This is a genomic window from Arthrobacter sp. NPDC089319 (genome assembly GCF_040684925.1).
GTDB lineage: Bacteria > Actinomycetota > Actinomycetes > Actinomycetales > Micrococcaceae > Crystallibacter.
The window spans coordinates 1-11966 of record NZ_JBFBGZ010000024.1 but is presented as its reverse complement, the minus strand read 5'-3'; the positions used below and the strand labels follow the sequence as shown (position 1 = coordinate 11966).

Sequence of the window (11966 nt, the reverse complement as noted above, 5' to 3'; positions counted from 1 at the left end):
CCGCGACGCGATGACCAGCCTGACCCGCCAGTTCGATGATCCCTCGGTGATGGAAATCATCGTCATCGATGACGGTTCCACCGACGGGACCGGGGAGCTGGCCGCCGCCTTCACCGGCCGGCTCCCCGGCCTGCAGATCCACCGCAAAGACACCGCCGGCGGCCTGGCCGCGGCGCGCAACCAGGGTCTGGACGCCGCCACGGGACGGTACATCACCTTCTTCGATCCGGATGACTGGTACGCCCCCCGGCATCTGTCCCGGATTACCGAAGAAATCCGGCAGCTGGGCGTGGACTTCCTCCGGGTGGACCACATCCGCCACACCAACGGAGTCCGGACCGTCCACCGGGCCCCGCAAGCGGTGCGCGGCGTCGCCCTCGATCCCCGCAGCGACATCGGGCCTTCGGACGATTCGACCATGGTCGACTACCCGTTTGCGCCCTTCGGCATCTTCGACGGCGCGCTCAAAGAGGCCGGCCTGCTGCACTTCCTCGACGGCCTGCATACCGCCGAAGACCGTCCCTGGATCTGGCGCCTGCATCTGCAGGCAGCTTCCTATGCGGTCTCGGACCAATTGGGCGCGTTCTATCGACGCGGCGTCGCGACGTCGCTGAGCCAGGTCTTCGACCGCCGGCAGCTGGATTTCCTGCGCAGCTACGCCGAAGTCTTCCGGTTGGTGGCGGAAGACCGCGAGGCAGACCGCTTCCGGCCCAAAGCCATCCGGCAGTTCCTGGCCATCGCGTGCCACCACCTCGATCGGTCGGATTCCATGACCCGGCCCGTCCGCCAGGAGCTGACGTCCGGCCTGCGCGCTGCCGTGGCCGGCCTTCCGGCCCACGCGGTCGCGGCCGGGTTGCAGTCGCTGGGCGACCGCCGGTGCAAGACGCTGGAATCAGCAATCGGAGCAGTGAAGTGAAAGAGCTTTTTGTCGTCTCAACGCTGTACCAGTGCGTCTCGCTGGCAGCGGCCATCGACGACGCCGCCTTGCCGCAGACGGACAATGAACGCATTCTGGTGCTGACCAACAACGCGATGATTCCGGAAATCAGCGTTCCGTTCCACGAGTCCCCGGGGTTCACCGAGGCGGCCGGCCGATTTGACCGCGTCGTGGACCTGAGCAGCCTGCTCTGGCCCCGCCGGCCCGGCCAGTTCAATCCCCGTGAGCAAGACCTTGACCTGTGGCAGAGACTGCTGCGTTCGGAATGGGAACTGGGCGGCGACCCGGTGCACCTCTACGTCGAATCCATCCAGGTGGACCCCGCGATCGCGTTGGCGCGTATCTTCGCCAGCGCCAGGGTCTCCGTGCATTCGGACGGCCTGATGAGCTACGGCCCCACCCGGAACCCCGTCCCGTTGGCCGTGGCGCAGCGGCTGGACTCCCTGCTGTACGTTGACCTGGTTCCGGGCCTGCGCCCGCAGTTGCTGCGCGAACACGGTCCGAAACTGGTTCCGGTGGATCCGGCTGCGCTGCGCCGAGCCATGGAAGAACTGGACCGGTCCTTGCCGCCGCTTGCCCTTCCGGCAGCCCGGCACGGCGCCGGAACGGCCCTGCTGCTGGGCCAGTACCTGGCCGATCTGGGGATCCTCTCGGCCGAGGAAGAAGTGACGCTTCACCGCCGGATGATCGAAACGGCCAAAGCCCGGGGAATCCGGCACTGCGTGTTCAAACCCCACCCCAGTGCCGGGCCGGGAGCCGTCCGCTCCATTGAGGCCTCGGCCCGGGAACTTGGGATGCAGCTGGACATCCTGGAATCCTCCGCCCCGGCCGAAGTGGTCATGCAGCGGCTTGAACCGCAATTGGTGGTGAGCTGCTTCTCCACGGCCCTGTTGACAGCCAAATATCTGTTCAACTTCGACGCCGCAGCCGTCGGGACGGCGCTGCTGTTGGAGCGGCTGAGTCCATACGAAAACAGCAACCGCGTGCCGGTCACCATCATCGACGCCGTGCTGGAACGGGACGTCCAGGCGCCGGACCAGGAAGGCGCGGGCACTCCGGCCGCTCGGCGTCTGCAGCCGCTGGTCGAGGCGGTCTCGTATTGCATGCAGCCGGATACGCTGGCGTTGGCCCGCCCCGGCGCGGAAACTTACCTGCTCAGCATCAAGGACGGACCCGAGATGCGCTACTTCAAGCGGCGGCGGCTGACCAAGCTTCAACTGCCGGGCGGCCTGCCCCCTGCAATCGGCGCGCGTCCGCTGGCGAGGGTTGAACGGATGGGCCGACGTGCCGTCCGCAAGCTCAAATCGGCTGTCGCTTCGTGAGGCGGACGTGATGACACAGACAGCGATCACGGCAGCGTTCCTCCCCCAGATGGGCCCGGTAGTGGACCGCAGGCTGGCCCACCCGAAGCCCGGATCCGTCGCCAGGCCGGGGCACCGGAGCGAACTGGTTCGTCCGCGCTTCGGCCGCGCCGCCGTCTGGGCCGAGTCGCCGTTGCAGTTGCTCAGCGCCGTCGAGGCCCACGGTGCCGGCCTGCTGGGACAGGAAACCCTGATCCACCCGCGCAGCGACGCCGTCGGCATGGACAGCACGCTGAAGTCGCTGATGGCACAGGTACCGAGCGGCGTGCGGTTCACACCGCCGTCGTCCGCGTTGCCCGCCGTCCGCAGCCGGAAGCTGGACCGCTGGGTGACCGGCGACGCCTATTCGGGCAAGGTGCAGACCGAACTCTTGCGCGGCGTGGTCGCTGACGAACTGGTCATTGTGGACGACGGCCTGGCAACACTGAGCCTGCTAAAGATGCTGGTCAGCGACGGGCCCACGCCGCTGATCCGTCCGCGGGCCGTGCCGACCATGCGGCGTAAGGCGCTGGGCCTGGCCACGTGGTGGACCCTGCGCCGGATGGCGAGCCAGGGCCGGCTGCTGGTGTTCACCGCTTTGTCTGTGCCCGACGCCGTGGAGAAGAAGTTCAGGGCCCTCGGCGGCCATCTGGAACGGCACCGGTTTGAGTGGCTGGGCACCCAGCCGGTCACCGAGACCATCCACGAACCAACCATCGTGGTGGGCTCGGCCATGCCCGCCGACAAGCTGATCCGGCCCCAGCCGTACAAGGACTGGGTGCGGTCGCTGACCGAGGAAGGACCGGTGGCCTATTTCCCGCACCGCCGGGAACAGCCGGACCTGCTCAACGAATTGGACGCCCACCCGATGATCCGCGTCAAGCAGCACACGATTCCGGTGGAAATGCGCCTGCGCGGGCTGCGGCCGGGGCAGGTTGTCCGCGCGCTGCCCTCCACGGTTTTGGCCTCCTTGCGCCTGATCCTGACCCCGTCCGGCGTTCCGCTGAAAGGACAGCCGGTACCGGGCGACTGGTGGTTGCCGGAGACAACGGAAGAACTGCGCCGGCACCTGAGCAGTTCGCTGCGCGATGGAGGCAAGCGATGACACTGGGACCGCACAGCACGGCCGAGTCCGCAGTCGGCGGGAACACTCCGGTCCGCCCGTTCCGCGTGCTGGCGGTCGCCGACAGCGATTCGTACCTGAAGTTTGCCTGCGCCACGCTGGAATCCCTCGGCGAGGGCTGGGAGCGCGAAGTGCTGCTGGTCCGCTCCCCCATCCTGCCCACGCTGGAACAGATCCAGGCAGCCACCCCCGGGACATTCCTGGCCGGCAAGGCGCCCCGGGTGATCCCCGCGTCGGCGCTGAAGAGCGCCTTGGCGGGCGCCGACGTCGTGCTGGCAGCGGCCACTGGACCCGTGGTGGAAGAAGTCTTTACGCAGGCCTCCCGGCTGCCGCGCCGGCCGGCGCTGCTGTCAGCACTGCCCGGCGTCGCTTTCCCGGCCACCCGCAAGGCGCTGCACTACCGCGCCCTCGGCGACGCCTTCGTCACGCACAGTCATGCCGAATGCCGCGCGTTCAGCGATCTGGCCGATACCATGAGGCTGCCGCAGCGGATCCTGGTTTCGCGGCTGCCGTTCCTGGCCTCGCCGGGCCGTCCGGAACCGCAGCCGGTCCCGCTGCGTTCGGTGGTTTTCGCTCCGCAGGCCAAGGTTCCGGTGGAGCGAGACCAGCGCGTGGCCATCCTGCAGGCCTTGGCGGCCTTGGCGCGTCGGCGGCCGGAACTGTCGGTGCGGGTGAAGTTGCGGGCCTGGGCCGGCGAGCCGCAGACCCACCTGGAGCAGCACCCCTTCGACCAGCTCTGGGCGGATCTGGTGGCGGCCCGCGCCGTCGGCGGGCACGAGCTGGAGTTCTGCACCGGTCCCATGTCCGCTCAGCTCACGCCGGCCGCGGCCATGGTTACGGTCAGCTCCACGGCCGCCCTGGAGGCGCTCGACGCCGGCCTGCCGGTGCTGATCCTGGACGACTTCGGCCTCTCCGAGCAGATGCTGAACAAGGTCTTCGACGGTTCCGGGCTGGTGGGGAATCTGGACGATCTGGTGGCCGGCCGGTTCCGCCACCCCGACCACGGATGGCTGCGGGACAACTACTTCCATGCCCCAACCGTGCCGTTGGACGAGCTGCTGGTGAATTTCGCCGAACGGGCCCGGGCCGGGAAACTGGTGACGGATCCGGAACGGCTGGCCGCGGTGCAGCGCCGCAAGATGCGCTCGAAGCTGCGCACCGTGCTGCCTTCGCCGGCCTTGAAGCTGGTGCGGCGGCTGCGCAATGCCCGCCGGCTGCCTGCCTGATCGACAAGCGCTCAGCGGGGCACCGTTTGGAACCTTTGCTGTCCGGGTACTGACCGGGCAGGAGGAAAAATGCATACGAGTCGTTTCAGCCAGCGGCTGCGGCGCCTTCCGCCGCTGGCAGCTCTCCTGGCGCTGGCCTTCGGAGCCGCCGGATGTGCATCGTTGAACCCGGGCAGTGAGGATGCCGCTGCCGCAGCAAGCGGGTTCCTGGCCGCGGTCCAAGCCGGCGACGGGGCCGCGGCGTGCGCTTTCCTGGCCCCGGTGGCGGTTGAAGAGATTGAGGGCGACGAACCCAGCAGCTGCTCGGGGAAGATCCTGCAGCTGGATCTGCCCGCTGCCGGAAAGGTGACCTGGAGCCAGGCGTACGGGCGGAACGCCCAGGTGGTGCTGGACACGGACACCATGTTCTTGACCCGATCGGGCGACCGCTGGAAGGTCCTCGGCGCGGGCTGCACCTTCCGGGGCGAACGCCCGTACGACTGCGAAGTGGACGGGAGCTGAGATGCGCTGGTCCTTCTGGATCCTGCTGGGAGTCATCACCGCCGGGCTGATTTACATGACGGCCATCGGGGTGATGGCCCGATGAAACACAACCCGCTGCTCACCAACGGCTTGAGCACGTGTTTCGGCCTTCTGTTCGGCGCCTCGCTGATTGGCCAAGCGTTCTCCGGGCTTGCCGCCTTCAATGAGGAGCAGATCGCCTCCGGTCTGGAAACCATCTCGTTCTGGCAGTACGTGGCATCGTCCAGCTTTGCGGTAGACGTTTCCGAAAACTGGCAGTCCGAATACCTCCAGTTCCTGCTGCTGATCCTGATCAGCATTTGGTTGGTGCAGAAAGGCTCACCCGAGTCGAAGGAGTTGGACAAGCGGGGCAAGGAGTCGGACAAGGAACAGCTCCTGGCCCGGTTCGCACGGCCGGATTCACCCAAGTGGGCCAAGGCGGGCGGCTGGCGTGCCAAAGTCTTCTCGAACTCGCTGGGCCTGGTCATGGGCGCCATCTTCGTGGCGTCCTGGTTGGTGCAGTCGATCAGCGGTTTCAGTGCCTTCGCCGAGAGCCAGATCGGCAACCTGCAGGATCCGGGCAGCTGGGGTGAGTATGTGGGCTCCCCGGAGTTCTGGAACCGGACCCTGCAGAACTGGCAATCCGAATTCCTGGCCGTTTGGTCCATGGTGATCTTGTCCGTCTACCTGCGCCAGCGTGGTTCGCCCGAATCCAAGCCGGTGGGACAGCCGCACGATTCCACCGGGGTGAGCGGGTAGCCCTGGCCGCTGCGGAAAGAGCGCCGCCGTCTCGGGAATGCTCCGGCCCGGCGGGGCGTTGAAACACGGCGTAGACTGGATAGGCTGCCCGCCATCGGCGTGGCGGCCAGACAGAAGTGTTTCGAAGGAGAACCGTGGCAGAGAACCCCATCCGGGTAGCGATCGTCGGTGTTGGAAACTGTGCGGCCTCGCTGGTCCAGGGCGTCCACTACTACCGTGGCGCCGACCCGAGCGCAACGATCCCCGGACTCATGCACGTCGCGTTCGGCGCCTATCACGTCGACGACGTGCAGTTCGTCGCGGCGTTTGATGTGGACGGCAAGAAGGTTGGCCTGGATCTGGCCGATGCGATCGGCGCCAGCGAGAACAACACCATCAAGATTGCCGACGTCCCGCCCACCGGCATCAAGGTGCAGCGCGGGCACACGCTGGATGGCCTGGGCAAGTACTACCGCGAGACCATCGTGGAGTCGGACGACGAGCCCGTGGATATGGTTGCCGCGCTGCGCGAGGCCAAGGTTGACGTCATGGTCTGCTACCTGCCGGTCGGCTCCGAGCAGGCAGCCAAGTTCTACGCCCAGAGCGCCATCGACGCCGGCGTGGCCTTCGTCAACGCGCTTCCGGTCTTCATCGCCGGGACCAAGGAATGGGCGGACAAGTTCACCGCCGCCGGCGTTCCGATTGTCGGCGACGACATCAAGAGCCAGATCGGTGCCACCATCACGCACCGCGTGATGGCCAAACTGTTCGAAGACCGCGGCGTGGTCCTGGACCGGACCTACCAGCTCAACGTCGGCGGCAACATGGACTTCAAGAACATGCTCGAGCGCGAGCGTCTGGAGTCCAAGAAGATCTCCAAGACTCAGGCCGTCACCTCGAATACCTCTGCCGTTCTCGGCGACGACGACGTGCACATTGGCCCCTCCGACTACGTGTCCTGGCTGGATGACCGCAAGTGGGCGTTCGTTCGGCTGGAGGGCCGCAACTTCGGCGACGCCCCGGTCTCGCTGGAATACAAGCTCGAAGTCTGGGACTCGCCGAACTCGGCGGGCGTGATCATTGACGCGATCCGTGCGGCCAAGATCGCTCTGGACCGCGGCGTGGGCGGACCGATCCTGTCGGCGTCGAGCTACTTCATGAAGTCCCCGCCGGAACAGTACGACGACGAGACAGCCCGCGAGAAGGTCGAGGCCTTCATCCGCGGCGAGTCCGACAACTAAGACGCACCCCAGTTAAGGGGCCGGTCCGCCACGGACCGGCCCCTTAACCTTTGCCCGGGCGGCAACGGTGCCCGGGTAGATTGGGTCCATGGCCGTACCCTCCCCGTCCCCCTCCGGGCAGCTTGACGGAGCGGCCCCCCGCCCGCGCCGCAACTATGCCTTGGACATCCTGCGCATCGTGAGCATTGTGGGAGTGGTGGCCATCCACTCCTTCGGCGAGTTGGCCGGCGACGACGACGCCCGCTCGCAGCCCGATTGGCTGCCGGCAGCGATCATCGACATCGCCTTCATCTGGGTTGTGCCGGTTTTCGTCGCCATCTCCGGTGCCCTGGTGCTGGCTCCGCGGGCGCATACCGAGGGAGCCAAGGCCTTTTACCGGAAGCGCGCGCTGCGGCTGGTGCCAGCATTGGTCGTGTGGCATCTGGTCTACATCTTCATAGGCAATTACCTGATCCTGGGCCGCGAACTGGATCCGCGCGAGGTGCTGGTGTCAGTCTTCGACACCCAGGTGTATCCGCACCTCTACTTCCTGTGGCTGATCCTGGGCCTGTACCTGGTGGCGCCGCCCCTGGCCGGGTACCTGAACCGGGTTCCGCTGCAGCGCGCCGCGGCCGCGGCCTGCGCCGTGCTGGTGCTGACTCTGTCTCTGTTCAGCCTGCAGGCGGCCAGCATCCAGTTCGAGTGGGGCTGGGAGTATCCGTGGAACATCCTCACCCAATGGTTCCCCTACCTCGGATACTTCATGGCGGGCTGGGTCATCACGCAACTGCGCGTCCCCCGCGGTGCCGCCATGGCGGCAGGAGGCGCCGCCGTCGTACTCTCCGTCTTCAATATCTGGCATTGGATCAATAAGGATTCCACCCCGCTGCTCAACATCATCACGCCGTCGAGCTATGTGGGGCTGGCCGTGACCACGGCAGCCCTCTGCATCTTCACCGCCACGTACCACCTGCTGGCCGGGTGGCAGCCGGCCAGCTGGCTGGGACGGACGCTGATCCAGCTCTCGAACGCCTCCTTCGGGGTGTTCCTCTGCCACTACCTGTTCCTGACCTGGCTGACGTTCCACGTCTTCCCCGACCAGGAGCCCACGCTGGCGCTGGTGTCGCTGAAGTTCTTCATAGCCACCGTCGGCTCCTTCGCCCTGACCTTGCTGGCGCTGCGGACTCCGGTGCTGAACCGCGTGTTCTGAACGCAGGAGGCGTTAGAACACGGGAGCCTTCGGCCGGGCCGGAGCCAGGGAACCACCAGGGGCGGGACCTCGGCTGGAGCCGAGGAACCACCCTAGCGGCTCTAGAAGAGTCCGGTGATGACGCCGTCGTCGTCCACGTCCATCCGGCCCGCCGCCGGTTCCTTCGGCAGTCCCGGCATGGTCATGACGTCGCCCGTCAGAGCCACGATGAAGCCCGCGCCGGTCTTGGGGATCAGGTCGCGCACCGTGATGCTGAAGCCGCTGGGCGCCCCCAGGATCGAGGGGTCATCGGTGAAGGAGTACTGCGTCTTGGCCATGCAGACCGGCAGTTTGCCCCAGCCGTTCGACTCGATCTCGGCCAACCGCTTGCGGGCCGGAGGGGTGAACTCCACATGGTCCGCCCCGTAGATCTGCTGGGCGATGGTCTCAATCTTTTTCTCCACCGTCAGGTCCAGGTCGTACAGCGGTGAGAAGGACTGTTGCTGCTGCAGCACCTGCGCCACCTTTTCGGCCAGCGCGTCGCCGCCGGTTCCGCCGCCGCCCTGGGCCCAGACATCGGCCACCGCGGCTTCAATGCCCTTCTGTCGGCACCAATTCAGCACCCAGTCCAGTTCCTCGGGGCTGTCGGTGGTGAACTTGTTGATGGCCACCACCGGAGTGAGGCCGAACTTGGCCGCATTGTCCACGTGCCGTTCGAGGTTGGCGATGCCGGCCTGGACGGCTTCCAGATTCGGCTCCTTGAGTTGGTCCTTGGGGATGCCGCCGTGCATCTTCAGGGAGCGGATGGTTGCCAGCACCACGATGGCCGACGGCGCGAAGCCTCCGACCCGGGCCTTGATGTCCATGAACTTCTCCGCGCCCAGATCCGAGCCGAACCCGGCCTCCGTGACCACCACGTCCGCGAGCCGGCGGGCGGTCTGGGTGGCGAGCAGCGAATTGCAGCCGTGCGCGATGTTGGCGAACGGACCGCCGTGCACGAACGCGGGCGTGCCGGCGATTGTCTGCACCAAGTTGGGCTTGATGGCGTCTTTGAGCAGCATGGCCAGGGCGCCCTGCACACCCAGGTCCGCCACGCTCACCGGCTGCCGATCATAGGTGTAGCCAACGGTGATGCGCGACAGCCGGGCCTTCAGATCGGCCGGTCCCGACGCGAGGCAGAAAACGGCCATGACCTCGGAAGCCACCGTGATGTCGAAGCCCGCTTCGCGCGGCACGCCCTGGGTTGGGCCGCCGAGCCCGATCACCACCTGGCGCAACGCCCGGTCGTTCATGTCCAGCACCCGCCGGAACGTCAGCCGTCGCGGGTCGATGCCCAGGGCGTTGCCTTGGTAGATGTGGTTGTCCACTAGCGCCATCAACGCGTTGTTGGCCGAGGTAATGGCGTGGAAGTCCCCGGTGAAGTGCAGGTTGATGTCGTCCATCGGCAGCACCTGCGAATAGCCGCCGCCGGTCGCCCCGCCCTTCATGCCCAAAATCGGGCCTAGCGAGGGTTCCCGAATGGCCACCATGGTCTTGTGGCCGGCCTTAGCCAGCGCATCTGCCAGTCCCACCGTCAGCGTTGACTTGCCCTCGCCCGCCGGAGTCGGCGACATCGCCGTCACCAGAACCACCTGGCCGCGGGGTTCCTCGAAGCCCGCGCCGAGCTTGGCCGGGTCGATCTTCGCCTTGTAGCCGCCGTAAAGTTCCACAGCCTCCGCCGGTATCCCCACCGCCTCGGCAATCTCGGCAATGGGCCGCAAGGTAGCGCGGCGGGCAATCTCCAGATCGGTCAGCGGAGCCGGTTCAGACATCTTCGTCCTTCTTCCCTCGCATGGCTAGGTGGGCAGCAGTGCTGCCACAGCCAACGTATCAGCCGCCAACGCCGCCGTCACCGGTCATCTCGGGGCAAAATCCAAGGGTTGCTGCAACGTCTTCATCACGGCCAACACAGAAGCGGCCTGCCGCGCGATTGCGCGGCAGGCCACTTACGTGTTTTGGTGTTTCAGCCGTTAGCGGCGGACCGCCCGACGACCGGACAGGCTCTCGGCCACCCCGATCAGGAGCACCGCTGCGACGACCGCGACGATGAATCCAAGGACGTTCAGCTCGAAGATGTCACCGGTGCCCAGCAGGTTGGCGATGACACCGCCGATGATCGCTCCGACAATGCCAAGCAGCAGCGTGGCCAGAAGCCCCAAGTTCTGCTTACCGGGCTTGATAAGGCGAGCAAGCGCTCCGATAACGAGCCCCGCGATAATAAAACCGATCATGTTGCCTCCTCAGGTTGCGATACATCTACGATAAGCATACTTAGGGATCCGAGGCAAAACGTTCCATCAGTGTTCCCAGTGCAGTCCCGGGCCGGATGCGTCGCCAGCCGCGCAAACAAGACAAGATTCACGGGTCCGCGGCGGAGCGGAAGCCGGCCAGTCGCCCGACTGTTTAAAGGCGGAAGCCCGCGCCGGGCAGCAACCCGGCGCGGGCCTGAAGCTACATCGGGTCCAATGTGATTCATCGGATCCTCCTCGCGAATGTGCCCCCTACAGGACGGCGTACTTAATTTGCACTTGCTTGGCTGGAAATTCAGCGGATGAGCTGCTGGTGCGACAGCAAATCGTCGCGTACTTGTTCCAAGCGCTGATCATCAACACGCACGTTCTGTATTCGTTTCCACAGCGAGACGCTTTGGCGGAGCTTGCGGATCATGGCATTCACCTCCTGACTGTCCAGGAAATTCGGCATCGCCGGTGCTGCGGCTTGTGCTGGCGCAGGCCGGACGGAGTCGGCGGTATCGGAGCCGGCACCGCTGGCAACGCTGCCTCCGGGACCGCTGGCTGTATCAAGGGAGCGCAAGCTTCCGGCGCTGATCAGCTGGCCGCGCTGCCCCTCGTCGGACGAGCGCGGTTCGGACGGACGGATGGATCGGTCGGGTGCAGGCGATAGAGCTGCATCCAGCGGTTTCATGAGGGTTTCCTCTCGGGAATGGATGGGACTTCGGGCAGGAAACATCGCGGAATCCACGGGAATATCGGCTGCCGGCGCGGATCCCCTGGCGGTCGTTAAAGAACCGGCTTGGGCGGCCACGTGGGCAAAAGGAAATGCGGTAAGGGTGCTCATTAGCGAAGTCCTCAAAGAGAAGTTGAGGCCTCCGCGCGGGAGAGCTAGAGAAATGCGGCGATTGAGGAAAAACGGCGGTTCATGACATGAACCGGCCCAATCAGCGAAGTTCTAGTGCGCAGAAATGGCGGAGGCGGGTCGTCGGAGCGCGGCGAAGGAGTTAAACACTCCGCCCGGCGTCTTGGTCATCATCACAGATCCCACCTCCCTTTCTTGATAGCGCGAATAGAAACCGTCCGGATCCAACTCTCCTGATTGAGAAAGCTCAATCGGACGTGTTTAAGCTACCCGACTACCCCTGCTTCTGCCTAGCCAGTTCGCGGAACTTGTTGGTGTTTTCGCCTTGTCACCGGCGTGTCCCCGGCAACACGCCGCAGCACGATGGCGCAACGGTCGGCCACAACCACCAAGGGTCAACGGCGCGGAAGGCCCGCAGCTCATCGAGTGGCGAATAGTTGCGGCTATCGGCGGCGTGTCGCAGCTGTGAAGTCTCATGACTTATTGGACGGTTATGTCTCATGACTGTGTAGACACTGTGTCTCAGGGCTTGGTGGACACTTGTGCGGGTTTTGCTC

The 11966-nt window shown here is 65.8% G+C and carries 11 protein-coding genes; 8 read left to right on the top strand and 3 right to left on the bottom strand.

Going from position 1 to position 11966, the window contains the following annotated elements:
• The 8 genes from AB0N75_RS18690 to AB0N75_RS18655 form a co-directional block, all read left to right on the top strand.
• On the top strand, positions 1–916 hold a 916-nt coding region (locus AB0N75_RS18690), incomplete at its 5' end, for a glycosyltransferase family 2 protein (RefSeq protein WP_364652442.1).
• Complete coding sequence (locus tag AB0N75_RS18685; protein WP_364652441.1) at positions 913–2259, top strand: polysialyltransferase family glycosyltransferase; 1347 nt, start codon at positions 913–915, stop codon at positions 2257–2259. The genes AB0N75_RS18690 and AB0N75_RS18685, both read left to right, overlap by 4 nt.
• A 10-nt stretch (positions 2260–2269) precedes the next feature.
• On the top strand, positions 2270–3382 hold the full coding sequence (locus AB0N75_RS18680; protein WP_364652440.1) for a hypothetical protein: 1113 nt from the start codon (positions 2270–2272) through the stop codon (positions 3380–3382).
• Positions 3379–4626 (top strand): DUF6716 putative glycosyltransferase, encoded by a 1248-nt coding sequence (locus AB0N75_RS18675; protein WP_364652439.1) that lies wholly within the window; start codon positions 3379–3381, stop codon positions 4624–4626. Before AB0N75_RS18680 ends, AB0N75_RS18675 begins: the two co-directional genes overlap by 4 nt.
• Positions 4627–4695: 69 nt before the next feature.
• The gene (locus tag AB0N75_RS18670; protein WP_364652438.1) at positions 4696–5127 is read left to right on the top strand and encodes a hypothetical protein; all 432 of its coding nucleotides are present in this window, start codon (positions 4696–4698) and stop codon (positions 5125–5127) included.
• An 81-nt stretch (positions 5128–5208) separates the two neighbouring features.
• Positions 5209–5886 carry a DUF6766 family protein gene (locus AB0N75_RS18665; RefSeq protein ID WP_364652437.1) on the top strand — a complete coding sequence of 226 codons (678 nt, stop codon included), beginning with the start codon at positions 5209–5211 and terminating at the stop codon, positions 5884–5886.
• 134 nt (positions 5887–6020) lie between these two features.
• A complete protein-coding gene (locus tag AB0N75_RS18660; protein WP_364652436.1) occupies positions 6021–7106 on the top strand; it encodes an inositol-3-phosphate synthase in 1086 nt (361 codons plus the stop codon).
• Between the two features lie 88 nt (positions 7107–7194).
• On the top strand, positions 7195–8295 hold the full coding sequence (locus tag AB0N75_RS18655; protein WP_364652435.1) for an acyltransferase: 1101 nt from the start codon (positions 7195–7197) through the stop codon (positions 8293–8295).
• Positions 8296–8396: 101 nt separating this feature from the next.
• Here the strand turns inward: AB0N75_RS18655 and AB0N75_RS18650 are convergent, their stop codons facing one another.
• From AB0N75_RS18650 to AB0N75_RS18640, 3 genes are all read right to left on the bottom strand, one after another.
• Complete coding sequence (locus AB0N75_RS18650; RefSeq protein WP_364652434.1) at positions 8397–10085, bottom strand: formate--tetrahydrofolate ligase; 1689 nt, start codon at positions 10083–10085, stop codon at positions 8397–8399.
• 198 nt (positions 10086–10283) lie between these two features.
• Positions 10284–10544, bottom strand: a complete 261-nt coding sequence (locus AB0N75_RS18645) for a GlsB/YeaQ/YmgE family stress response membrane protein (protein WP_241914112.1) — start codon at positions 10542–10544, stop codon at positions 10284–10286.
• Between the two features lie 313 nt (positions 10545–10857).
• Positions 10858–11391 carry a hypothetical protein gene (locus AB0N75_RS18640; RefSeq protein WP_364652433.1) on the bottom strand — a complete coding sequence of 178 codons (534 nt, stop codon included), beginning with the start codon at positions 11389–11391 and terminating at the stop codon, positions 10858–10860.
• Positions 11392–11966 lie beyond the last annotated feature (575 nt).